This is a genomic window from Megasphaera micronuciformis F0359 (genome assembly GCF_000165735.1).
GTDB lineage: Bacteria > Bacillota > Negativicutes > Veillonellales > Megasphaeraceae > Megasphaera > Megasphaera micronuciformis.
This window is the reverse complement of the sequence record NZ_GL538208.1, coordinates 611,191-632,909: the sequence shown is the minus strand read 5'-3', so window position 1 is coordinate 632,909 and position 21,719 is coordinate 611,191. Positions and strand designations below refer to the sequence as shown.

General features: G+C 44.3%; 26 protein-coding genes, 3 tRNA genes and 2 riboswitches. Of the genes, 28 read left to right on the top strand and 1 reads right to left on the bottom strand.

Features of this window, described 5'->3' with window-relative positions:
- Nucleotides 1-5: 5 nt before the first annotated feature.
- The 22 genes from yabN (at nt 6) to HMPREF9429_RS06640 (ending at nt 15,025) form a co-directional block, all read left to right on the top strand.
- A complete protein-coding gene (gene yabN / locus HMPREF9429_RS09390) occupies nt 6-1,499 on the top strand; it encodes a bifunctional methyltransferase/pyrophosphohydrolase YabN (RefSeq protein ID WP_040774054.1) in 1,494 nt (497 codons plus the stop codon).
- 35 nt (nt 1,500-1,534) lie between these two features.
- Nucleotides 1,535-1,813: an HU family DNA-binding protein gene (locus HMPREF9429_RS06740; protein ID WP_006942595.1), complete on the top strand. Its 279-nt coding sequence runs from the start codon at nt 1,535-1,537 to the stop codon at nt 1,811-1,813.
- Between the two features lie 126 nt (nt 1,814-1,939).
- Nucleotides 1,940-3,094, top strand: a complete 1,155-nt coding sequence (locus tag HMPREF9429_RS06735) for an MGDG synthase family glycosyltransferase (RefSeq protein ID WP_006942594.1) — start codon at nt 1,940-1,942, stop codon at nt 3,092-3,094.
- Nucleotides 3,095-3,145: 51 nt separating this feature from the next.
- The gene (locus HMPREF9429_RS06730; RefSeq protein ID WP_006942593.1) at nt 3,146-4,423 is read left to right on the top strand and encodes a divergent polysaccharide deacetylase family protein; all 1,278 of its coding nucleotides are present in this window, start codon (nt 3,146-3,148) and stop codon (nt 4,421-4,423) included.
- A 14-nt stretch (nt 4,424-4,437) separates the two neighbouring features.
- Entirely contained in the window at nt 4,438-5,181 is a 744-nt protein-coding gene (locus tag HMPREF9429_RS06725) for an SDR family NAD(P)-dependent oxidoreductase (RefSeq protein WP_006942588.1), read from the top strand.
- 59 nt (nt 5,182-5,240) lie between these two features.
- Entirely contained in the window at nt 5,241-6,125 is an 885-nt protein-coding gene (locus HMPREF9429_RS06720; protein WP_006942586.1) for a hypothetical protein, read from the top strand.
- A 10-nt stretch (nt 6,126-6,135) separates the two neighbouring features.
- Nucleotides 6,136-6,477, top strand: a complete 342-nt coding sequence (locus HMPREF9429_RS06715) for a YkvA family protein (protein WP_006942584.1) — start codon at nt 6,136-6,138, stop codon at nt 6,475-6,477.
- A 128-nt stretch (nt 6,478-6,605) separates the two neighbouring features.
- Nucleotides 6,606-7,049, top strand: a complete 444-nt coding sequence (locus HMPREF9429_RS06710; protein WP_006942582.1) for an acyl-CoA thioesterase — start codon at nt 6,606-6,608, stop codon at nt 7,047-7,049.
- Nucleotides 7,033-7,845 (top strand): glutamate racemase, encoded by an 813-nt coding sequence (gene murI, locus HMPREF9429_RS06705; RefSeq protein WP_006942579.1) that lies wholly within the window; start codon nt 7,033-7,035, stop codon nt 7,843-7,845. The genes HMPREF9429_RS06710 and murI overlap by 17 nt, the downstream gene beginning before the upstream one ends.
- A 32-nt stretch (nt 7,846-7,877) precedes the next feature.
- The gene (locus tag HMPREF9429_RS06700; protein WP_040774051.1) at nt 7,878-8,420 is read left to right on the top strand and encodes a hypothetical protein; all 543 of its coding nucleotides are present in this window, start codon (nt 7,878-7,880) and stop codon (nt 8,418-8,420) included.
- A 12-nt stretch (nt 8,421-8,432) separates the two neighbouring features.
- Nucleotides 8,433-9,104, top strand: coding sequence for a coenzyme F420-0:L-glutamate ligase (locus HMPREF9429_RS06695; RefSeq protein WP_006942575.1), 672 nt, complete (start codon nt 8,433-8,435; stop codon nt 9,102-9,104).
- A gap of 3 nt (nt 9,105-9,107) precedes the next feature.
- Nucleotides 9,108-9,710, top strand: a complete 603-nt coding sequence (locus HMPREF9429_RS06690) for an XTP/dITP diphosphatase (RefSeq protein WP_006942573.1) — start codon at nt 9,108-9,110, stop codon at nt 9,708-9,710.
- Nucleotides 9,707-10,189, top strand: a complete 483-nt coding sequence (locus HMPREF9429_RS06685) for a metallophosphoesterase (protein ID WP_006942571.1) — start codon at nt 9,707-9,709, stop codon at nt 10,187-10,189. The genes HMPREF9429_RS06690 and HMPREF9429_RS06685 overlap by 4 nt, the downstream gene beginning before the upstream one ends.
- 51 nt (nt 10,190-10,240) lie before the next feature.
- Nucleotides 10,241-11,014, top strand: coding sequence for an adenosylmethionine decarboxylase (gene speD, locus HMPREF9429_RS06680; RefSeq protein ID WP_006942569.1), 774 nt, complete (start codon nt 10,241-10,243; stop codon nt 11,012-11,014).
- A 43-nt stretch (nt 11,015-11,057) separates the two neighbouring features.
- A tRNA-Pro gene (locus tag HMPREF9429_RS06675) sits at nt 11,058-11,134 on the top strand.
- Nucleotides 11,135-11,144: 10 nt separating this feature from the next.
- Nucleotides 11,145-11,218 (top strand) — tRNA-Gly (locus tag HMPREF9429_RS06670).
- A 130-nt stretch (nt 11,219-11,348) separates the two neighbouring features.
- A complete protein-coding gene (locus tag HMPREF9429_RS06665) occupies nt 11,349-11,612 on the top strand; it encodes a SemiSWEET family transporter (protein ID WP_040774048.1) in 264 nt (87 codons plus the stop codon).
- A gap of 152 nt (nt 11,613-11,764) precedes the next feature.
- Nucleotides 11,765-12,403 (top strand): PepSY domain-containing protein, encoded by a 639-nt coding sequence (locus HMPREF9429_RS06660; RefSeq protein ID WP_006942563.1) that lies wholly within the window; start codon nt 11,765-11,767, stop codon nt 12,401-12,403.
- A gap of 90 nt (nt 12,404-12,493) precedes the next feature.
- A tRNA-Arg gene (locus HMPREF9429_RS06655) sits at nt 12,494-12,570 on the top strand.
- A gap of 79 nt (nt 12,571-12,649) precedes the next feature.
- Nucleotides 12,650-12,756: riboswitch (TPP riboswitch) on the top strand.
- A 74-nt stretch (nt 12,757-12,830) separates the two neighbouring features.
- The gene (gene thiC, locus HMPREF9429_RS06650; RefSeq protein WP_040774046.1) at nt 12,831-14,135 is read left to right on the top strand and encodes a phosphomethylpyrimidine synthase ThiC; all 1,305 of its coding nucleotides are present in this window, start codon (nt 12,831-12,833) and stop codon (nt 14,133-14,135) included.
- 223 nt (nt 14,136-14,358) lie between these two features.
- Nucleotides 14,359-14,652 carry a DUF2325 domain-containing protein gene (locus tag HMPREF9429_RS06645; RefSeq protein ID WP_040774044.1) on the top strand — a complete coding sequence of 98 codons (294 nt, stop codon included), beginning with the start codon at nt 14,359-14,361 and terminating at the stop codon, nt 14,650-14,652.
- A gap of 94 nt (nt 14,653-14,746) precedes the next feature.
- Nucleotides 14,747-15,025: a GNAT family N-acetyltransferase gene (locus tag HMPREF9429_RS06640; protein WP_006942559.1), complete on the top strand. Its 279-nt coding sequence runs from the start codon at nt 14,747-14,749 to the stop codon at nt 15,023-15,025.
- Nucleotides 15,026-15,061: 36 nt separating this feature from the next.
- Here HMPREF9429_RS06640 and HMPREF9429_RS06635 read toward each other — a convergent pair whose 3' ends face one another.
- The gene (locus HMPREF9429_RS06635) at nt 15,062-16,786 is read right to left on the bottom strand and encodes an Rqc2 family fibronectin-binding protein (protein WP_006942558.1); all 1,725 of its coding nucleotides are present in this window, start codon (nt 16,784-16,786) and stop codon (nt 15,062-15,064) included.
- 162 nt (nt 16,787-16,948) lie between these two features.
- Here HMPREF9429_RS06635 and HMPREF9429_RS06630 point away from each other — a divergent pair, with 162 nt between their 5' ends.
- From HMPREF9429_RS06630 to metK, 6 genes are all read left to right on the top strand, one after another.
- The gene (locus HMPREF9429_RS06630; RefSeq protein WP_040774042.1) at nt 16,949-17,833 is read left to right on the top strand and encodes a YicC/YloC family endoribonuclease; all 885 of its coding nucleotides are present in this window, start codon (nt 16,949-16,951) and stop codon (nt 17,831-17,833) included.
- Nucleotides 17,834-17,844: 11 nt separating this feature from the next.
- Nucleotides 17,845-18,144, top strand: a complete 300-nt coding sequence (locus HMPREF9429_RS06625) for a DUF370 domain-containing protein (protein WP_040774041.1) — start codon at nt 17,845-17,847, stop codon at nt 18,142-18,144.
- Nucleotides 18,134-18,754, top strand: a complete 621-nt coding sequence (gene gmk, locus HMPREF9429_RS06620; protein WP_006942555.1) for a guanylate kinase — start codon at nt 18,134-18,136, stop codon at nt 18,752-18,754. Before HMPREF9429_RS06625 ends, gmk begins: the two co-directional genes overlap by 11 nt.
- 12 nt (nt 18,755-18,766) lie before the next feature.
- Nucleotides 18,767-18,976 (top strand): DNA-directed RNA polymerase subunit omega, encoded by a 210-nt coding sequence (gene rpoZ / locus HMPREF9429_RS06615; RefSeq protein WP_006942554.1) that lies wholly within the window; start codon nt 18,767-18,769, stop codon nt 18,974-18,976.
- Between the two features lie 17 nt (nt 18,977-18,993).
- Nucleotides 18,994-20,202 carry a bifunctional phosphopantothenoylcysteine decarboxylase/phosphopantothenate--cysteine ligase CoaBC gene (gene coaBC / locus HMPREF9429_RS06610; RefSeq protein ID WP_006942553.1) on the top strand — a complete coding sequence of 403 codons (1,209 nt, stop codon included), beginning with the start codon at nt 18,994-18,996 and terminating at the stop codon, nt 20,200-20,202.
- 128 nt (nt 20,203-20,330) lie between these two features.
- A riboswitch (SAM riboswitch) is annotated at nt 20,331-20,433 on the top strand.
- Nucleotides 20,434-20,490: 57 nt separating this feature from the next.
- Nucleotides 20,491-21,690: a methionine adenosyltransferase gene (gene metK, locus HMPREF9429_RS06605; protein ID WP_006942552.1), complete on the top strand. Its 1,200-nt coding sequence runs from the start codon at nt 20,491-20,493 to the stop codon at nt 21,688-21,690.
- The last annotated feature ends 29 nt before the right edge of the window (nt 21,691-21,719 follow it).

The window sequence follows — 21,719 nt, the reverse complement described above, 5'->3', positions numbered from 1 at the left end:
ATATTATGCATAGTCTTAAAATTGTCGGCTTGGGACCGGGAGATGCGGGATTGATTACCATGGCCTCCATAGTCGTTATGAAAAGAGCGACATGCCTGCTTTTGCGAACAGCCGTACACCCGACCGTTTCGTATTTAAAGGAAAAGGGCATTGTCTTTGAAGCTCTGGATCGTTTTTATGAAGACGGACGTTCTTTTGAAGAAGTATATGATACTATGACGGACTATGTCATGGAGCGGCTGAAAGAAGATGATGTTGTTTTTGCCGTACCGGGAAGTCCCGCAGTCGCGGAACATACGGTAACGGAATTGGTTGAAAAGTGCAAAGCGGCAGGAGTACCTTATGAGGTTCTGCCGGGCATGAGTTTTTTGGAAAGCTTGTATACAAAGGCCGGCTTGGACCCCGTAAACGGCATGCTCGTTCTCGACAGCTTTGATTTATCTCGGATAAGTGTTTTGCCTGCCGTGACCGTTGTAATAACTCAGGTCTACAATGATCGAGTTGCTTCAGATGTAAAGCTTGCTCTTACCGAGCAATACGGGGACGAGTATGAAGCCCTGGTTGTTCATCATATCAGTCTACCTGATGAACGGATAGAGAAAATACGACTTTTTGAGTTAGATCGTCTCCACTATGTAGATCACTTGACGAGCCTTGTATTACCGCCCCGAAAGGAAGAAGATAAGGCGGATAAGCTTCCCTTCGACATAGGGCCTCTTGTCGATGTCGTAGCTAGACTACGAGGTGAAGGCGGTTGTTCCTGGGATAAATCACAGACCCATAAAAGCTTGAGACGATATTTGATCGAAGAGGTATATGAAGCACTGGATGCCATCGACGCAAACGATACGGACGGTATTTGTGAGGAATTCGGTGATATTTTATATCAAGTAGTTATCCATGCCAAGATTGCGGAAGAAGAAGGGCTTTTTTCCGCACAAGATGTGGTCGACCATGTGACGAGTAAGATGATTAAGCGACATCCTCACGTTTTTTCTAAAAAAAGCCTTGAAAAATCTGACAGTAGTGTGATAAACTGGGATAGACTTAAGCAGGATGAGGGTCGTCAACAGCATAAACACTTGCTGGACGGCGTTGCGAAGGGGATGCCTTCTCTCTTACAATCTTTTAAGTTACAAGATAAGGCCGGAAGAAAAGGATTCGAATGGCCGACGGTTGACGGAGTCTGGAAAAAGCTTGAAGAAGAGCTTCAAGAATTTAAGGAAGCCGTTGTCGAAGGGCAGTTCGATCACATGGAAGAAGAAGCCGGCGACGTTCTTTTTGTAGCGGTCAATTTGTTGAGATATTACAATATTGAACCGGAGTGTGCGTTACATCGTGCCAACACCAAGTTTCGTCGGAGATTTGCTCATGTAGAAGACAGGGTTAAGGACTCGGGTCGTCAATGGAGTGATTTCTCCCTTGACGAGTTGGATGCGTTCTGGAACGAGGCCAAAGCGGATGAAACCTCGTCCAATCAGGACCACGGAGGCCGGTAATTTATAGATGTAACTATTTAAAGGAGGACTTATTGATGAATAAGACAGAATTAATTGCCAGTGTTGCACAGAAATCCGATTTGACGAAAAAAGACGCTGAAAAAGCGGTAAAAGCCGTTTTTGAAGCTGTTAGCGAAACGTTGAAGAAGGGTGACAAAGTTCAGATTATCGGTTTCGGTACGTTCGAAGTTCGCGCTCGTAAAGCTCGCGAAGGCCGTAATCCCCGCAACAACGAAGTTATCAAGATTCCCGCATCTAAAACACCGGCTTTCAAAGCAGGTAAGCAGCTCAAAGACTTGGTAAATAAAAAATAAGAGATATATTCTCGAAAGAGCCGTATTACATTACGGCTCTTTATTTTTTTGAATAAATAGCGTAATATATATGTGATAACCGGGATTGTGTTTTCAAAAATCGTTGCAGGTCGATGAGGTACGACGATGACAAAAAAAATCCTGATCATGTCCGCATCTATCGGGACTGGTCATACACAGGCCGCCAGGGCAATAGAAGAATATATGGGCAAGAATTGCATCGATTATGATGTAGAACACGTGGACTTTATTTCCAACGACGTGCTGTCAATCGATAACTTGGTCAAGGAGACATATATTAAAATCCTGGACCTTTTTCCCCTTGTGTATGATTTAATGTATTATTCGTCACAAGGTTATAAAAAAGGTATGATTGTAAAGACCTTGTTTGCTTGGGGCTTAAAACGTCGCATGTCACGTATTTTGGAAGAAAAAAGACCGGACATTATCGTATGTACTCATCCGTTTCCTGCCGGTGCGGCATCCTTATTGAAACGACAAAAAAAGACGACCGTTCCCGTTGTTGGGGTTATTACGGACTTTGCTATACATTCGCTTTGGATATATCCGCAAATTGATAAGTATTTCGTCGCAGCCCCTCATTTAAAAGATTTATTGGTGGATCAAGGGGTGGCGGACCATAAGGTTTTTGTATCGGGGATTCCCGTGCGTACGGCTTTTACGGAAGAGCATTGGTCCGTGAAGGCTGCCGAAGCGGGTCATCGTAATGTATTACTCATGGGCGGCGGCTTGGGAATGGGGTCTATAAAAGACTCTCTCCTTTTATTGGATAGGCTCGACTGCATTGATTCTTTTTCCGTTGTGACGGGACATAACGCGGATTTATTTGATGATTTGTCACAACTGCAAAAAGATTTAAAACATGATGTAAAAATTTTCGGATATACTAATCAGGTAGCGGCTCTCATGGCACAGGCCTCTTTATTGGTAACAAAACCGGGCGCGTTGACGTGTACGGAAGCGGCTGCGGTCGGAGTGCCTTCCGTTTTTTACAGTCCCATACCCGGTCAGGAAGAGGCGAATGCTTCTTATATGCAAGAAAAAGGCTGTGCTCGTTGGGTAAAATCTCAAAATCGACTGGTAGAAGCCGTAGCGGATCTGTTGCAACATACGGAGCGGTTAGGTCATATGTCTCAGGCTTGTCGCTTCTGTCGTCGTGACGGGGCGGAAGTTGTCAGTCGCGGGGTCTTACAAATGCTTGAAGAGCGTAAGCAAAAAATATATTATCCTTCCGGTATGACACCGGAATCGATTTCATAATAAGAGCCGGCGTAATTTTCAGTGTTACGCCGGCTTTTTTTCGGAGGAATTATGGCGACCAGAAAAGGAAGAAGACGTAGTGCTTCGGGAAAGTCGAATAAGGCTTACTTTCTCTTAGGACTTCTCATTGCCTTGTGTGCAATGGGGTATGCTTATTTTCATCACAACACGTCAGCCGACGCCGACTTGTCATCCCTTTCGGAAGTGACCGATGACGGAAAAAATCTGGATTGTACACAGGCGGCTACAAAGCTTCAAGACGGTATTATCAAGTGGGTTAAAGATGAAGGGTGCAGTGTTGAAATCGTTTCTACCGATAAACGTGAAGAACGCCGCGAAAAGACGGGCGGCGTCATAAAATGGACGGTACAGACTGCTGTTGTTGACGGATTAATCGATAAAGAGAAGTTGACAAAAGAACTGGAAAAATCGGACGGTAAGGCTGTTTTATACAGGACGGAAGACGTAAAAAAGAACGGGGATACTGTGACGGAGTATGACATTGCTTTATGCGAATCCGTTGACGGCGATACGGTCAGCATGGTGGCTTTGAAGCTATATGTACCGCCCAAGGGGAAAGCTGCAGCCTTGGCTAAGGAGCTGAAAGTTGATAAGAATTCACCTTCTGACGGTGAGTCGGGGGAAGACGGCCGCATACGTCATCCTTCACAAATAAAGGCAAGACTGGCCGTAGTTATCGACGATTGCGGCAGTAATATGGAAGTTTTGGAAGGGTATAACGCCTTGCCCATACACTTGACCTATGCGGTTATGCCCTTTAAGTCCCATACGATTGACAGTGCTGAAAGCGGTCATAATGCGGGTAACAAAATCATAGTTCACCTGCCTATGGAACCGTTGAATACGGTTTCATCTGAAGAGATTTTTATTTCTTCCGATATGGGGGATAAGAAGGTTATTGCTACGACGAACGAATTAATCGATCAGGTCCCTTATGCCGTAGGCATTAATAATCATCAAGGCTCAAAGTCGACAGCGGATACACGCCTAATGAAAGATGTTATGTCCGTTTTAAAAAGTCGGGGACTCGTCTTTTTGGACAGTCGTACGACGGCCGCATCCGTGGCGGAGCAAACGGCCGCATCCATGGGAGTCGGAACGACGAGAAACAACTTATTTATTGACAATGACCCGTCTGTTTCGGCCATAAAAGAACGTATTCGACAAGCCGGCAGACTGGCTTTGAAAAACGGTACGGCCGTCACTATCGGCCATTGTCGACCGGCGACGTTACAGGCCTTAAAAGAAACATATAAAGAGTTGTTGGATGAGGGCATCGATTTTGTTTTTGTTACCCAAGTCATGTAAAAAGGGGACGGGTCATGGAAAAGAAAACTGTACTTATCAGCGGAGGCACCTCGGGAATCGGCCTGGCTTCCGCTCGCTTGTGCGCCCGGGCGGGTATGAATGTCGTCATTAACGGCCGTAATGAAGAACGCGGATTGCAAGCGTTGCATGAGGTTGAACCGTTCGGAAATGTCATGTATGTAAAAGGTGATGTAACTGCAGAAGATGATTGTCAACGCATGGTGGAAGCGGCCGTGTCTACTTTCGGTAACCTGACAGGGTTGGTCACATCGGCGGGATACTACCGCCAAGAATTACTGGAAAACGAAAAGTCTGAAGAAATTCGCCGTATTTTTGAGGTGAATGTATTCGGTACCGTTCTTTTATGCCGAGCTGCTTACGGGGCTTTAAAAAAGCATGGCGGTTCTATTGTCATTATAAGCAGCGATGCAGGGTTACAGGGGAATACGGCATGTAGTATTTACGGGGCGACCAAGGGGGCCGTTACGGCTTTTGCCAAATCTCTGGCTCTGGAAGGTGCTACTCATAAAATTCGTGTGAATGCCCTTTGTCCCGGTGATGTTATGACTCCCCTTGTTGAAAAACAGCTGGCAGAAGACACGTCGCTATCTTTGGGGGATATGGCATCCGTTTATCCTTTGGGGCGAATTGCTACGGCCGATGAAGTCGGTAAAGTCGTTGCTTTTCTTTTAAGCGACGATGCGTCTTTTATTACGGGAACGGCACTTCCTGTAGACGGTGGATTGACAAGCTGTTAAAAACATGGGAAAATATGACGATAAATTAGATTTTTAATTTGAAATTCGAGGTGTTTTGGATGACCAACGAAGAAATGGAACAATTAAAAAACTTACAAGAACAGATTGCCGACTTAAAAGCGGAAATAGCGAAGTTGAACGCACAAAACGGCAATGATGCCGATGCTAAAGCTATGACCGTGCTGGATGCTATGGACGAAACGACTGAAGATCGCGACTTAAAAGTCGAAACACTTTGCCGTTGGGCTGCAGCTCGTGCCGGTGCTATCGTTATTGCGCCTTTAGTAGGTACGGTTGCTTTAATGGCTAACGAAGTATATCTGGTCAGCCGAATTGCCCGTATTTATGATGTAAAATTGACGGAACGTGCCGTTCTGGCTTTTCTTGGTGCCATGGGCAGTCAAATGGCAGGTAACTTGTTGACGACCTTGATTCCTTTTTCCGTCATTCAGGTTCCCGTAGCTGTCGGTATTACGTACAGCTTGGGTCGAGTTACACAACGTTGGTTGCGTGACGGTATGCCCAGCGATATGACTCCGTATATCGAAATGTTCGGCGAATGGAAAGAAAAAGCCAAAGAACAAGTCGAAAAATTAAAAGATAACCCGTTGAAAAATGTACCTCTCGGCGATGAAACAAAAGATTTCTTTGCAAAATGGGGGAATGCGGCAAAAGATGCGGTTATGGATGCGAAAGATAAAGGACAGGAACTGTATCATAATGTTCGCAGCCGTAATTTAGCTGATGAAGTGGCTGAAGATGCAGCTGTTCAACAAGCTGTCGATGCTGTCAATGAAGCCGAATACAACAATGTACACGAAGAAGCCGCTAAAGCTCGAGAAGGAAATCTGGAAGATGCAGTAGATACTTTTGACGAAGCGGAAGATGAAGTGGAAGACAAGGTGCGAGCTGCCGTGGAAGAAGCGAAGAAGCCGTTGGAATAAGGAGTTGCTTATGATTAAGTGGCTGACATTTTTCGCTCGCTTCTATTCTCCGTTAAAATTTATAGCCTTCATTAAGGTAGCGGGAAAGAAAATAAAATTTTTGCCGCGGTTAATGATGATTTATTACTGCATTAAAGATCCGGACACTCCTAAATTTGTGAGGCTTGTACTGATGGGAGCCATCGGCTATACTATCATGCCTTTGGATATTATTCCCGATATGATTCCGGGAATCGGCTGGTTGGATGACGCTGCCGTAATCGGTGCGGCTCTTACCTTTGCAGGGACGTATGTGAAGCCGGAACATAAGGAGAAGGTACGTAAACTTTTTCCTATGGCCAAGTTAGGGTAAATGAAAGGTGGGACTGTTAACGCAGTCTCACCTTTTTATTGCGGTTTCTACAGCGCGTGAAAATTGACAGTAGACTTTATTGAGCGTAAAATTATGATTGTTATTCAAGTTTTGGCAGGAGTATCATAATGATTACAATTACGGAAAAAGTTCGCTTTTATGAGACGGACATGATGGGAATCGTTCATCATTCCAATCAAATTCGGTGGTTTGAGTGCGGCCGTTGTGCTTATTTCGATGAGGTCGGACTCGATTTATTTGAATTGATGGATAAGAAGATACTTTTTCCTATAAAAAATGTTTCTTGCGAATATATACAGCCGATTAACTTTAATGATGTCATTGATATTGAAACCCGCTTGATTAAACTGAGCAGAGCACAAGTCGTTTTTTCGTATGTGATTCGACGTCATGCAGACGGTACTCTTCTTTGCAAGGGGACGACACAGAATGTATTCACATCGGCAGACGACAATAAGGTTGTACGTCTAAACGACACCTATTTCAATCGCCTGAAGGCGGCGTATGAAAAAGATAAGGAAGAACTTGTAAAGGATGACGATTGTGGCTAAGGCGGAACAACCCATAGGGGTATTCGACTCGGGGGTTGGCGGATTGACGGTTGTAAACAAACTGCGACATCTGTTGCCTCATGAGGATATCATTTATGTGGGTGATACGAAGCGCAATCCTTACGGCACGCGTACTCAAAACGAGATTTTGACTTTTACGGAGCAGATTATAGCCTTTCTTGAAAGGCGGCAGGTAAAGTTAATAGTATTTGCTTGTAATACGGCAACTGCCGTCGCTTATATGAAGATGAGGGAAAAGACGAAAACTCTCTTGCTGGGTATGAGCCGCGGGATAGAAACGGCCAGGCATATAAGCACGGAAAATCGCATTGCCGTATTCGCCACTCCTCTTACTATTGCCAACCATGTACACAGAGACGAGGCGGCTCAACTGGACCCGTCTCTGACTATTGTGGAGCAGCCGTGTGCTTCCTTGGCCGCACTCATTGAAAGGGGGCAGTTAAATACGGAAGAAATGCGTCAGGCCGTTACGGCTGATACGAAACCCGTATTGGAAGCTCACGTAGATACGGCTATTTTCGGTTGTACCCATTATCCTTTTGTACAGCCTTTGTTTGAGGAGATTTGCGGCGATTCGATCGTTTTTGTCGATCCGGCACATGAAACAGCGCTTCAGGCTTCGGCCATTTTAAAAAAAGAAGGACTATTGAACGGCCAAAAAGAAAGAGGCCGATTACGTCTCTGCTTTACGGCCGAAGTGCAAAGAGGGCAGAAATTGGCAGCCCATCTATTACCGCCGCATGAATTTACGACTGAAGAAGTAGTATTGTCTTAGTTTATATATGTTAAGCAAAGGAGTCCTGTATCGTGTATTTGTATATTCTGCTGAATGTCCTCATGGGCCTAATCGGAGTTATAGCTCTCTTGTATTTAGCCTTCCGCTTTTTTGCCTGGAAACAGGGTGATGCTAAGTTTATCATTGAAGCAAGGCGTCGCAATCCGTTCGAACTGAAAGAAATGACATCCGACACGGCCGTATTTGAAACGGAAGTGCCCTTCCATAATGCCGGACGACAGTTGGGGACGATTATGGACTTTTATCCGCGTGTCTTATTGCCGCGTGAACAGTACGACCGTTGTCTTGTCAGCGCTCAGCTGGCCAACAAGGAAGCGGAACGTGATGACGGATACTGGGAATCGGTTATTTACTATCCTCGAAAAGGCGGTCGCATTCGTGTAACCGTAACCTTAGTAAGTAAAAACCGTGATATTCGCAATGATTTAAGGACTTTTCCCGACATGCCGATTGATCTTGTGTATCAAGTAGTATCGCGTAGCGAATGGTATATTCATAAGGCACGAATTACGTTGAAAGCCGCGGAAGTTCAAAAAGCATTGGAACAGGCATAGGAGGGTCGGCATATGGCTGAATTGGAATTGGTTCCCGTAAAAACCAGAATTCTTACGGAAAAGGATAATATTGTTGATGCCATTGAAGAGTATACGCAAGGGCAAATCGGGCCCGACGATTTATTGTGCGTTGCCGAAAGTGTAGTTGCTATTACGCAACGTCGCTTTACGAGACCTGAAGAATTGAAACCGTCTTGGCAAGCTCGGCTCATGCGCCGATTTGTACCCGGCGAAGGCAGTATGGCCAGTTTGTACGGCATGCAGGCAGCCATGGAGCTGGAAGGCGAATGGAAGATGCTGGTGTGTTTCATTATCGGCTTTATTGCCAAACTTTTCGGTAAAGACGGTGTGTGGTATCGTCTCTGCCGCCAAGCCTCTTTAACTGACGATGTAACGGGGACTATGCCGCCGTTTGACAAGTGTATTGTATACGGTCCGGCAGACCCTATGGGCGTAGCCGAAAAAATAAAGAAGCGTTTAGGTTGTTACGGGGCCTGTGTTGCCGATGTGAATGATTTGAAAAGATCGGCCGTATTGGGATATTCACGCGGTATTAAGCCGCAAGAAGTAGCGGCCATTTTAATCGATAATCCTTTTGGGAACGCATCACAGAAAACACCGATTGTAATTATAAAAAATTACGGGGCCCTTTTACGAGAAAAGATGGCTCGTATAGAAGGATAGGGTATGGCTGAAAATAAAAAAGAAGCCCTTTTAATCGCAACCAGAAATAAGGGAAAAATACGGGAGTTCCGCGATGTACTGGAAAAAGCGGGATTTTCCGTTTTTTCCGTGTTCGATAAAGCACCCGATCTTCCCGAACCGATAGAAGACGGGCAGACCTTTTCCGACAATGCGGCCATTAAGGCTAAGTATTATGCAGCCCGTACAGGTATGTTGTGTCTTGCCGACGATTCGGGACTCGTCGTCGATGCCCTGGACGGTGCTCCGGGGGTTCATTCGGCTCGTTATGCCGGTGAAGATCATGATGACGAGGCTAATAATGCTAAGCTGATTAAATCCTTGCAAGGCGTGGAACGAGAAAAGAGAACCGCTCGTTATGTATGTGTCCTGGCTCTGGCGGCTCCCGGGAAAGAACCGTTATTGGCTGAAGGAACATGTGAAGGTCTTATCGATTTGAAGCCGAAGGGAAATGAAGGGTTCGGCTATGATCCGTATTTTTACGTACCGTCTTTTGGCAAAACTATGGCTGAGCTCGATTTAGATGAAAAAAATTCAATCAGCCATCGCGGAGCGGCTCTGCGGCGTTTGCAGGAATTACTGTCATGATGCCCGTTTATATAGGTGTTGTCAGTGACAGCCACGGGAACAATAGCCATTGGCAAAAGCTCACGGCTGACTGTCCTCAAGTTAAGGCCTGGTTTCATTGCGGCGATTATTGTCGAGATGCCGAAGAATTGGCGTATTATACGGATGCTCCCGTGTATACGGTTAAGGGAAATAATGATTATTTCGATACGTATAAGGCCCCGGATGAAGCGATAATTACAGTTGATGACATACGCATTTATATGACTCACGGCCACGGTAGGACCTTAAAGTCTATGGCGGCTACAGCCCAAGCGAAGGGAGTGCAGCTTGTCCTTTTCGGCCACACCCATAGAACTTGTGAAGAACGTATAGGGGATGTTACACTCGTAAATCCCGGCAGTATAGCCTTGCCCAGAGATGGAAGATACGGTACGTATGCTCTTTGTTGTCTTGAAAATCGAGTTATAAAAGAAGTTCGTTTTTTTGAAATACTTTGATAAACTATGTGTAAAGAAAGTGCGAATCTATAGTAGGGGTAATGAGGGAAGATGACCATAAAAAAAGATAAATTAAAACTGTACGGCTTTAATAATCTTACAAAGACCTTGAGCTTTAACATCTACGATATTTGTTATGCCGACTCCGAAGAAGCACGTCGTCATTATATTGAATACATTGATGAAGCATATAATGCGGCACGCTTAACGGAAATTTTGGAAAATGTAGCATCTATTATCGGGGCCAATATTTTAAATGTGGCCAGTCAGGACTATGACCCCCAAGGGGCCAGTGTCACCATTTTAATTTCTGAAGAAGAGATTGCACCCGATACGGATGTAGTCTGTCATTTGGATAAAAGCCATTTGACGGTACATACTTATCCGGAAAGCCATCCTCAAAAGGGGATTACGACTTTTCGTGCCGATATTGACGTGTCCACATGCGGTCGTATTTCACCCTTAAACGCACTCAACTATCTTCTCGACTCTTTTGATTCGGATATTGTTACATTGGACTATCGTGTCCGCGGTTTTACACGCGATATAAGCGGTAAAAAACTGTTTATCGATCACCGTATCAATTCGATTCAAAACTATATTGCAAAAGAAACAAGACATCGTTATAATATGATAGATGTCAACGTTTATCAGGAGAATATTTTCCACACGAAGATGATGTTGCGTGAATTCGATTTGAATAACTATCTATTCGATATTACGGAAGATCAGTTGAAGCTGAAAGACAGAGAGTTAATCAGACGTCAACTGAAGCAGGAAATGTTGGAAATATTTAACGGTCGGAATATGCCGACTATTCGTTGATTTGACAAGAAGTACAATTATTCAGTATAATAATCTCTGGTGGCGGGGCATAGCGCAGTTTGGTAGCGCACCTGGCTTGGGACCAGGGGGTCGCAGGTTCGAATCCTGCTGCTCCGACCAGAACAGTCATGCGGGTGTAGCTCAATGGTAGAGCGCCAGCCTTCCAAGCTGGTTACGTGGGTTCGATTCCCATCACCCGCTCCATTTTTTTATCGAGATTCCTATCATTGGGGATCTTTTTTTTTACAAATTTGTAAACTAAAAGGTATTTACAAGTTTTCAAAATTGTTGTATACTCCACAAGATTTATTTTTTATTTATGAGGAGATTTATTATGGAAAAAATCATTACTAAAGTCGGTTCTGTAGCCTCCGTAATGTCGGTGTTGATGTATGTATCATATATTCCTCAGATTATGAACAACCTATCGGGACATCCGGGAGACTTTATTCAGCCGTCTGTAGCTTTTGTAAACTGTACTCTTTGGTCTTTGTACGGTTTCTTCAAACAAGGCAGAGATTGGCCGATTATTATTGCCAACTTACCCGGTATCGTTTGCGGCTTTCTGGCTGCGTTTACGGCACTCATGGCTAGATAGATTAGACTATATCCACGAATGGACAGAGATTGTTACGGCAATCTCTGTTTTTTTGTGACAAAACTGAAAACTCAAAATAGTTTACAAGTTTTCGAAACTCGGTTATACTGCAATAAGATATACCGATACGGTATTTTAAGGAGGATTATAACATGAGAAAATCAGGAATTTATACAGCAGTATTTGCCGCCTTTTTAATGACTACTACCGCTTTTGCGGCAGATGTAACACCGAGTGTAAATACACAAACCGCTGATTCGGCCATTCAAGCACCGGTACAGAAAAAGAATGGCCATAAGGCGGAGGTACAGAAGAAAAAATCAGTAAAAAAAGAGGTAACACCCGCACCGTCTCAGACACAAATCAAAGATGTGGGTTATGAAAGTGCTTTGGCTCTGTTTCGTTCCTACTACGGAGATAATGTACGTATTAAATCTATAGGTTATGAAGGTAAGCACCGCCCCTATTATGAAATAACCGGCTATACGGAAACAGCGAAGAAGGAAATGAAAGTGTTAGCCGAAACGGGAGAAATTATTGCCATCAAAACTAAGGAGATCGATGGCAATGCCGATAGCCGTACACTGGACTTAAATAAATTAATAAAGCCTGAAGTCGCCGTAGCCGGTGCCTTGAAAAAAGCGGGAGATACCTTCCAGGTAGCCGAGTGGGAAGTAGAAATTGAAAAAGACGGACATCCTTATTATGAAGTGGAAATGATTGATGACGGCGGCCGAGATATGAAAGTTACGACAGAAGCTTTGACAGGTAAGATTGTATATGCCAAATAATTAATTTATAAAAGCGGGTGATTTCAAGGTTCACCCGCTTTTATCTTGCATTGCCGCCTGTATAATGATATACTTTTACAGGTAATGCATGACTCGGTAGCTCAGCTGGATAGAGCAACAGCCTTCTAAGCTGTGGGTCTAGGGTTCGAATCCCTACCGGGTCACCACCAAGACTTCTTCATTTGAAGAAGTCTTTTTTATATTGTATGTTCGTACACAACGTGGTATGCTAGATACAAATATATAATAATGTTGCAAGGGAGTCTATATTATAGGCTGAGAAAGGACTGTAAGTCCTGACCTTTACACCTGATCGGGATCATGCCCGCGTAGGAAGCTCGTTTACGCCACACAAGGGTATCGATATGTCGATACCCTTTTTCTTTTCCCGAAGCCTATGGACTCGCTTGTAACGAAAGGAGCCATCATGTTTTTTACTCAATTACAAGCAGCCAAACAGGGAGTTATTACGGATGAAATGAAGATTGTTGCCCGAAAAGAGGGATTATCCGAGGAACAAATATGTTCTTTAGTGGCTGCCGGAAAGGTTGTCATTCCCTGCAATAAAAACCATAAGTCCATTAGTCCGGAAGGCATAGGAAAGGCTTTACGGACTAAAATTAATGCCAACTTGGGAACCTCGAAAGATTGTAAGGATTATGAAGCCGAATTGGACAAGGTCCAGACCGCCGTCAAATTGGGAGCCGACTCGATAATGGACCTGTCGACCCACGGAGATACGCGCATATTCAGACGCGTTTTAACGGAAAAATGTACGGCTATGATCGGCACGGTTCCTATTTACGACAGTGTTATTCATCACCAAAAGGACTTAGCTTTTTTGACGGCTAAAGATTTCCTGGATACGGTGCGACTTCATGCTGAAGACGGGGTAGATTTTATTACGGTCCATTGCGGGATTACACGTCAGACAGTACATCAAATTAAAACTCATAAGAGAAAGCTGAATATTGTCAGCCGCGGCGGTAGTCTTCTTTTTGCCTGGATGCATATGACGGGTCAGGAAAATCCCTTCTATGAGTATTTTGATGATATACTCGATATTTGTGTCGAGTATGATGTAACTCTTTCCTTAGGAGATGCATGCCGTCCCGGTTGCCTGGCCGATGCGACCGATGTTTGCCAAATTGAAGAATTGGTACGCTTGGGTGAATTAACTAAACGAGCTCGTCAGCGCGGTGTTCAGGTTATGATAGAAGGTCCGGGCCATATGGCATTGAATGAAATTCAGGCTAATATGGAAGTTCAGGAACGTCTTTGTGACGGTGCCCCCTTTTATGTGTTAGGCCCCTTAGTTACGGATATTGCGCCCGGATACGATCATATTACGGCAGCTATCGGCGGTGCCGTTGCCGGCATGCACGGAGCCTCTTTCTTATGCTATGTGACACCGGCGGAACACTTGGCCCTGCCTAATCTTCAGGATGTGGAAGAGGGAATTATGGCCTTTAAAATCGCAGCTCATGCTGCCGATATAGCCAGAGGGATTCGAGGGGCCAGAGATAAGGATGATGCCATGGCGGATGCGCGTAAAAAGCTTGATTGGGAAGCTCAATATGCCTTGGCTATGAATCCCGACAGAGCCCGCCGCATCCGAGAAAGCAGAGCTCCGGAGAAAGATCACGAAGATACGTGCAGTATGTGCGGCAAATTCTGCGCCGTTCGCAGTATGAACAAGGCCTTAAATGACGAATTTATCGATATTATATAGATTGAATATGGGAAGAAATCGATTTTACAAATATTTATGATATATCATATCAGTTATATGATAGGTGATTGATATTGCATGGCTTATAATCATTATAAAAGAAAATATTATTAAGAATTATCATCATCTATTGACAGCCAATCGTATACTCTATTATACTTATAACTGTAATTGAAAGACGTTATCAAAATTAAAAGCTTGTATATCCGAAGGGGAGATGGTTATGAGCGTAGTAATCGTTGGCGGTAATGACTGTATGGTATGTAGATACAAGAATATTTGCAAAAAATATTCGTATAAGGCAAAGGTATTTACTCAAGTACCGAGTGATTTTAAGTCCAAAATCGGTTCACCCGACTTGGTGGTTCTCTTTACCAGCACTGTAAGCCATAGTATGGTACGTTGTGCCGTTAAGGAAGCACAACGTAAAAATGTGGAAGTCATTCGCTCTCACACCAGCAGTGCCAACGCGCTCGTTTCCATTTTGGAAGAAAGAGCCGAGCGGTGTGTCGGTTAATTTTTATTATTCAGGTTTGTACGGGCCACGTCCTTTAACGATATAGAGTGCCGGCATTTTTTATGCTATAGTTAAGAAAAGGAGGTGGATCTTCATGGATTTTATATATGAACCTGAACGAATTATCATTAAAAATGAAGAAAATAAGATAGTAGGAGAAATCGATTTTCCGGTGCAAGCTGACGGTAACTATGTGATCACCCACACCTTCGTGGATGATTCACTTAGAGGTCAAGGTATGGCCGGTAAGTTAGTTCAGGCTGCAGTCGATTATATTGAAAATCAGGGAAAGAAGACGGGAGCTACCTGTTCTTATGCTCAAGTTTGGGCAAAACGTCACGAAAAAGAATACGGCCACGTCTTTACGGAATAAGAAAAAGTCCTTCACTGTTAAGTGAAGGACTTTTTCTTATTTACTCAACTCATCATGCTTTTTAGGCGTTACGACGTAGGTTGTCTGATGATCAAAAATAACGTATCCGGGTACGGAGTGAGGCGGCTTTTTTACATGTTTAATCATGGTACTGTCTACTTCCACTTTCGAGTCGTCTCTTCCCGTACTGTACCAAGCGGCACACTCGGCTGCAGTTTGCAGTTGGTCGTTCGTCGGCTCATCTTGACCACAAGACAAGATAACATGAGATCCGGGGCGATTTTTAACGTGAAACCAGTAATCGAAGGGCTTGGCTTTTTTTGTAGTCAGAAAATCGTTTTGTCGGTTGTTTCTTCCGATAAATATGGTCGCGCCGTCGCAATGTAAGGTCAGTATTTTTTGTGCAAATTCTTTCTTTAATTTATCTTTTCCGCTTGCCGGAAGCATACCGGCTGCACGCATTTCCGCCTTGATATCAGCCAACTCATCCTTAGTTTCTATAGTTTGCAAAGCATATTCCAAGGATTCTATATAGTTGAGCTCTGCGGCATTATCCGCTTGTAATTGGGCGGACATTTGTTTACGGTTGCGCAGTTTTGCATATTTTTTATAGTATTTATTGGCATTGTCGGTTACGGAAAGAGCCGGATTCAACGGAATAGTAACGTCTTCCATCGTTTCGGATAATAAATTTCGGACCGTTAGAGATGATTGATGAGCCGGACGGTCATAAGCGTGAATCATTAAAAGGTCGCCATACAATTTATATGTGTCCATCTTATCCGTTTCTTTCAGTTCGGAATTGATACGTCTGATTTTTCGGCGCTGCCGGTCTGCCGCCTTAGCGGCCTTTTTTTTCAATTCCTCCTGCTCACCGCTCAGGCTGGCCGCCGTATCCTGGAATTCTTTTAAATAATCTTGAATGTAGTCATAGTGACGTCTCGGTAAGTGTGCCAAACTTTTTAGCTCGGCAGGAAAAAGAATTTCTTTTTTTTGGTCCGTATAGACGAAGGCCCCCTTTAATCCCTGAATATCCTTTCCGAGCTGTATAACGGCTGAAAACCAATCATTTTTTTCTTCTGCCGTCAAAGTTGACATGAGTGTATTTATATCAATACCCGTACGGTCCGATAATTCATTTAAAACGACTGTACTCATACCGTTAAAACGCTTCAGCATCCAAGTGCGTAAGTCTTCGTCCGAATCACCGGTGTCTGCCATTTCCGTCAATTCATGAACGGAAAAGTCAAAGGGATTCATGCGCATGAAATTGGGTGGGAACTCATAGGGATGTTTCGGATATATGGTTCGCAAAGCCTGCTTATCCTTGTGAGTCTTTATGAGTGCTTCCAAAATCATACCGTCTTCCGTAAAAATAACATTACTGTACTTGCCCATAAGTTCGACATGCATCTTGCGAGTTACTAATTGTCCCGACATATTGAGTACATCAATATTTACATCGATGATACGATCGAGATGAAGCTGAGTTATAGAGGCAATGCGGCCGTTTTCATAATATTTGCGTAAAAACATAGCCAGTCCTGTCGGTACATCCGGCGTAGGCGGTTGGTTATCACTCAGAAAAAGTCGCGGTGAACCGTCGAGTGTAATAATCAGGTGATAGAGCGATTTGTCGTTGAAAACCCGAAAATACAACCCTCGACCGTTCAGTTGATAAATTTTAGTTATTTGTCCGCCTGTCAGGGCTTGTGATAATTCTTCGACAGCACTGTGCAAGGTAATTCCGTCAAGATTCATGGTGTATCTCCTTATTATCTGTCCGTCTTTCTTAGCTATTATAGGCGATGCAACAGATTTCGTACAGGCAAGTTCTCATTTTTTTCTATCTTATTGACAGTCGGGAGTGACGGGATTAGGATACATGTATACATATACGGCATTATTGAAGGAGGTTTACGTATGCGCAGTATGACAGGATTCGGGAGCGGCACGTATAGTGATGAAAAGATTAGTATTACTGTAGAAATAAAAGCCGTAAATCAACGATTTGCGGAGTTTAATATTCGCATTCCCAGAACGTATGCAGCTCTTGAAGAACGCGTGCGACGACAATTAAAGGATGTTATACATCGCGGTAAAACGGATGTTTTTGTAACTGTAACAGAATTATCTAAAGAGCCTCCCGCTATTCATATCGATTTCGCGGCTTTAGAAGCGGCGAAACAGGCGCTAACAGAGGTTAAAGGCCGCATTTTTTCGGAAGGAGAAGCGACTTTCTCAGAAACGTCGGCTCTTATGAGCGATTGGTTCGTAACGGAAGAACAACCGACCGATACGGAAGCCATATGGCCTAAAATACAAGCAGCTACTGCCAAGGCCCTGACAGCCTTAACGATTATGCGCGAACGGGAAGGGAAAAATATAGAACTTGATTTGTCGGAACGTGCCGCCAAGGCGGAAGAATACATCAATTTTATCGACAATCATCGTGCAGATCTCAGTGAAGCTTACGGGCAACGATTACACAAAAGGATTGCCAAACTATTGGAAGAAACGGGGACAAATGTCGATGAATCCCGTATTCTTCAGGAAATTGCCGTCTTTGCCGATAAATCCGACGTAACGGAAGAAGTTGTACGTTTTAAGAGCCATGTGTTACAATTAAAAAAGTTATTGACAGAAACGACCGATGTAGGTCGTTCTCTTGATTTTCTTCTTCAGGAAATGAACAGAGAAACCAATACAATCGGTTCCAAAATACAGGAATTGACGATAACCGATGCGGTTCTTCGCTTAAAAAATGAACTGGAAAAGATTCGTGAACAAATTCAAAATATTGAATGATAGGTGAACATATGAAGACGGAATTTCTGAATATCGGTTTCGGCAACATGGTCTCAGCCGGCAAAATCGTAGCTCTTATAAGCCCCGAATCGGCACCTGTGAAACGGATGATTCAGGATGCTCGGGATGAACACGTGTTGGTGGATGCTACTTGCGGTCGAAAGACACGCTCCGTTTTGGTCATGGAGCGGGGACAAATCATTTTGTCAGCGTTGCAAACTGAAACAATTGCCCATAGAATGGGGGCTTTTCGCGGCAATGAACTGTCATTACAGGAAGAAGAAAACGGGGGTGACGTCCATGAAGACTAAAGGTATGTTACTGGTCGTATCCGGACCGTCCGGAGCCGGAAAAGGCACTATTTGTGATGCCTTGAGGCGCCACTTTCCCCACATGGACTATTCCGTATCCATGACCACGCGAGCACCGCGAGAAGGAGAAAAAGACGGCGTTAATTATTTTTTTACGGATAATGACCGGTTTGAAGAACTATTGGAAAAAGACGCCTTTTTAGAATACGCCAAGGTCTATGACCATTATTACGGGACGCCTAAAGACTATGTATTTAATCGTATGGATGCAGGACACCATGTTATGTTGGAAATAGATATTCAGGGAGCCATGCAGATTAAAAAGGCCTATTCCGATGCCGTGTGTATCTATGTGGTTCCACCCAGTCTCGAGATTTTGTCGCAACGACTGCGCAATCGCCGGACAGACTCGGATGAAGTTATACGAAAGCGTCTCGATAAAGCACGTACCGAACTGGACTGGATTGATAAGTACGATTATTTAATTGTTAACGATGACCTGGAGATTGCCGTCAGCAAGGCGAAAGCCGTCATTACGGCAGAAGCGTGTCGTTCACGACGAAATAGCGGGATTATCGAAAATTTAAAAAAAATGTATACGTTACAATAGGAGAGTGTAATTATGTTAATTCAACCGACGCTGGAATCATTAATGAAAAAAGTGGACAGTAAATATACACTGGTTACCTTGGCTGCCAAAAGAGCCAGAGAGTTGACGGACGGTGATGCTCCGTTTGTAGATGTAAATACAAATAAGGTTGTTTCCGTGGCTATGGAAGAAATTAATGAAGGCAAAATTAAATATGAAACACCTCAAGCAGGTATAAAATAAAGCGAGGGTGACTTCTCATGTCTTTGCGAGACAAGCATGTCCTACTTATCATAAGCGGCGGCATAGCTGCTTATAAGACGGCTATTATTGCCAGTACGTTACGCAAGCAGGGTGCTCAGGTTAAATGCGTTATGACAAAGCATGCGACGGAATTTATTACGCCTTTAACGTTGCGTGAGATTTCGGGCAATCCCGTAGCCGTTTCTATGTTCGCCGACGTACCGGAGTTTCATGTAGAGCATATCGCCTTGGCCGAATGGGCTCACGTAGTCCTTGTAGCACCGGCGACAGCCAATATTATCGGTAAAGCGGCCAACGGTGTTGCCGACGATATGGCGACAACCGTATTAATGGCTACGACGGCACCTGTAATGGTCTGTCCCGCCATGAACACGAATATGTGGAACAACAAAATCGTTCAAAGGAATGTACAAATCCTGAAAGATTGCGGTTATACGATTATGCAGCCCGATTCGGGAGTGTTAGCGTGCGGGACTGTCGGTGCCGGCCGTTTGCCCGCTCCGGAACGTATTATAGAAGCGCTTGAATATGTAGCAGATGAACGAAAAGAGTTGTGCGGGCAAAAGGTCATCGTCACTGCCGGCGGTACGCGCGAAGCCCTGGACCCGGTGCGTTATATAGGAAATCATTCCAGCGGGCGCATGGGATTCGCCATTGCCAGGGCGGCAGCCAAATGCGGTGCCGACGTAACTTTGGTAGCGGCTCCTACAGACCTTGTGACCCCCTTTAAGGTCAATCGTGTCGATGTCATGACGACAGGAGAGATGAAAGAGGCCGTAGATCGCTTATATGATGATGCGAATATTGTTATTAAGGCTGCAGCTGTAGCCGACTACAGGCCGGCAGTGCGGGCACAGCAGAAAATTAAAAAGAACGATGACAAATTGACGCTGAATCTGGTTAAAAATGACGACATTCTTTTTTCCTTGGGACAACGTAAAGGAAATCGTATACTTGTAGGTTTTGCCGCAGAAACGACGGATGTTATCAAATACGGCAAGGGCAAGGTGGCTAAAAAGAATCTGGATATGCTCGTAGCTAACGATATTACGGCGGAAGGTGCAGGCTTTAAGGGTACTACCAATATAGGTGCCTTTATTTACCCCGACGGGACGGTAGAAGAACAGCCGCTGATGAGCAAGGATGAATTGGCTGAAAGAATCATAGATCGAGTCATTGACATATACAACAAAAAGAATCTGTAGAGAAGAAGCGGAATTTCGAGTGAAAAGCTCGAAATTCCGCCTTTTTTCAAATGTTGTAAAAATTTATATTTACCCTTGCAATTTTTTGTGACCTACTTTATAATTATTATCAGTCAAAACAACATATAGTTCCATCAAGAGTCGGCGGAGGGAATGGCCCTGTGATGCCGCAGCAACCTTCTACTTGGAAAAGGTGCTAAGTCCAACAGCCGTAAGGCCGAAAGATGGGTAGTTATCCCCTCTTTTGTAGAGGGATTTTTTTATTTATGAAACAGGAGGTTTATACGAATGGCAAAAAACCGCGAATTTTTTACATCCGAATCGGTAACGGAAGGCCATCCCGATAAAATGGCTGACCAAATTTCCGACGGTATTTTGGACGCCATCTTAGCTCAAGATACAAATGCCCGCGTGGCTTGCGAAACCTTGGTAACAACCGGGTTAGTCCATGTTGTAGGGGAAATATCGACAAGTTGTTATGTTGATATTCCTAAAATTATTCGAGAAACTGTGCGCGACATCGGTTATACTCGTGCTAAATACGGTTTCGACTGCGATACTTGCGGTGTTTTAGTATCTTTAGACGAACAATCATCCGATATTGCCATGGGTGTTGATGAAGCTAAAGAAGCCAAAGATGCAAAAGGCGGTGACAAAGACGAATTCGACGCTATCGGCGCCGGTGATCAGGGTCTCATGTTCGGGTATGCTACGAATGAAACGGAAGAATACATGCCGTTACCTATTTCCTTGGCACACAGACTGTCTCGCCAATTGACGAAGGTTCGCAAAGACGGTACACTTACGTATTTGCGTCCCGACGGCAAAACACAGGTTACGGTCGAATATGATGACGGTAAACCCGTACATGTGGATACCATTGTTATTTCCGCACAACACAGTCCGGAAGTAACCCGTGAGCAAATTGAAAAAGACTTGATTGAATTTGTCATTAAACCCGTCTTGTCTGACGGATTATTTGATGAAAATACGAAACTCTTTATCAATCCGACCGGGCGCTTCGTTATCGGCGGTCCCCAAGGGGATGCCGGTTTAACGGGACGTAAAATCATTGTCGATACATACGGCGGCATGGCACGTCACGGCGGCGGTGCTTTCTCCGGTAAGGATCCCACGAAGGTAGACCGTTCTGCTGCTTATGCGGCTCGTTACGTTGCCAAGAATATCGTCGCTGCCGGCTTGGCTGATAAATGTGAACTCCAGTTGGCTTATGCCATCGGTGTAGCACATCCCGTCTCTATTCGCGTAGAAACTTTCGGTACCGGAAAGTGCGACCACGATAAGGTAGTTGAACTGATTCGCAAGCACTTCGATTTGCGTCCTGCCGGCATTATTAAGATGCTCGATTTGCAACGTCCTATATACAAACAAACGGCTGCATACGGTCACTTCGGCCGCAACGATCTCGATTTACCGTGGGAAAAAACGGATAAAGCCGAAATCCTTCGCAAAGAAGCCGGTTTATAAGTTCTTACATTCGGGGGGGGGCGGGTTCG

Excerpts from the sequence above, each read along its gene's own strand:
- yabN (WP_040774054.1), top strand. The coding sequence starts at position 6 with ATGCATAGTCTTAAAATTGTCGGCTTGGGACCGGGAGATGCGGGATTG.
- HMPREF9429_RS06740 (WP_006942595.1), top strand. The coding sequence starts at position 1,535 with ATGAATAAGACAGAATTAATTGCCAGTGTTGCACAGAAATCCGATTTG.
- HMPREF9429_RS06735 (WP_006942594.1), top strand. The coding sequence starts at position 1,940 with ATGACAAAAAAAATCCTGATCATGTCCGCATCTATCGGGACTGGTCAT.
- HMPREF9429_RS06730 (WP_006942593.1), top strand. The coding sequence starts at position 3,146 with ATGGCGACCAGAAAAGGAAGAAGACGTAGTGCTTCGGGAAAGTCGAAT.
- HMPREF9429_RS06725 (WP_006942588.1), top strand. The coding sequence starts at position 4,438 with ATGGAAAAGAAAACTGTACTTATCAGCGGAGGCACCTCGGGAATCGGC.
- HMPREF9429_RS06720 (WP_006942586.1), top strand. The coding sequence starts at position 5,241 with ATGACCAACGAAGAAATGGAACAATTAAAAAACTTACAAGAACAGATT.
- HMPREF9429_RS06715 (WP_006942584.1), top strand. The coding sequence starts at position 6,136 with ATGATTAAGTGGCTGACATTTTTCGCTCGCTTCTATTCTCCGTTAAAA.
- HMPREF9429_RS06710 (WP_006942582.1), top strand. The coding sequence starts at position 6,606 with ATGATTACAATTACGGAAAAAGTTCGCTTTTATGAGACGGACATGATG.
- murI (WP_006942579.1), top strand. The coding sequence starts at position 7,033 with ATGACGATTGTGGCTAAGGCGGAACAACCCATAGGGGTATTCGACTCG.
- HMPREF9429_RS06695 (WP_006942575.1), top strand. The coding sequence starts at position 8,433 with ATGGCTGAATTGGAATTGGTTCCCGTAAAAACCAGAATTCTTACGGAA.
- HMPREF9429_RS06690 (WP_006942573.1), top strand. The coding sequence starts at position 9,108 with ATGGCTGAAAATAAAAAAGAAGCCCTTTTAATCGCAACCAGAAATAAG.
- HMPREF9429_RS06685 (WP_006942571.1), top strand. The coding sequence starts at position 9,707 with ATGATGCCCGTTTATATAGGTGTTGTCAGTGACAGCCACGGGAACAAT.
- speD (WP_006942569.1), top strand. The coding sequence starts at position 10,241 with ATGACCATAAAAAAAGATAAATTAAAACTGTACGGCTTTAATAATCTT.
- HMPREF9429_RS06665 (WP_040774048.1), top strand. The coding sequence starts at position 11,349 with ATGGAAAAAATCATTACTAAAGTCGGTTCTGTAGCCTCCGTAATGTCG.
- HMPREF9429_RS06660 (WP_006942563.1), top strand. The coding sequence starts at position 11,765 with ATGAGAAAATCAGGAATTTATACAGCAGTATTTGCCGCCTTTTTAATG.
- thiC (WP_040774046.1), top strand. The coding sequence starts at position 12,831 with ATGTTTTTTACTCAATTACAAGCAGCCAAACAGGGAGTTATTACGGAT.
- HMPREF9429_RS06645 (WP_040774044.1), top strand. The coding sequence starts at position 14,359 with ATGAGCGTAGTAATCGTTGGCGGTAATGACTGTATGGTATGTAGATAC.
- HMPREF9429_RS06640 (WP_006942559.1), top strand. The coding sequence starts at position 14,747 with ATGGATTTTATATATGAACCTGAACGAATTATCATTAAAAATGAAGAA.
- HMPREF9429_RS06635 (WP_006942558.1), bottom strand. The coding sequence starts at position 16,786 with ATGAATCTTGACGGAATTACCTTGCACAGTGCTGTCGAAGAATTATCA.
- HMPREF9429_RS06630 (WP_040774042.1), top strand. The coding sequence starts at position 16,949 with ATGCGCAGTATGACAGGATTCGGGAGCGGCACGTATAGTGATGAAAAG.
- HMPREF9429_RS06625 (WP_040774041.1), top strand. The coding sequence starts at position 17,845 with ATGAAGACGGAATTTCTGAATATCGGTTTCGGCAACATGGTCTCAGCC.
- gmk (WP_006942555.1), top strand. The coding sequence starts at position 18,134 with ATGAAGACTAAAGGTATGTTACTGGTCGTATCCGGACCGTCCGGAGCC.
- rpoZ (WP_006942554.1), top strand. The coding sequence starts at position 18,767 with ATGTTAATTCAACCGACGCTGGAATCATTAATGAAAAAAGTGGACAGT.
- coaBC (WP_006942553.1), top strand. The coding sequence starts at position 18,994 with ATGTCTTTGCGAGACAAGCATGTCCTACTTATCATAAGCGGCGGCATA.
- metK (WP_006942552.1), top strand. The coding sequence starts at position 20,491 with ATGGCAAAAAACCGCGAATTTTTTACATCCGAATCGGTAACGGAAGGC.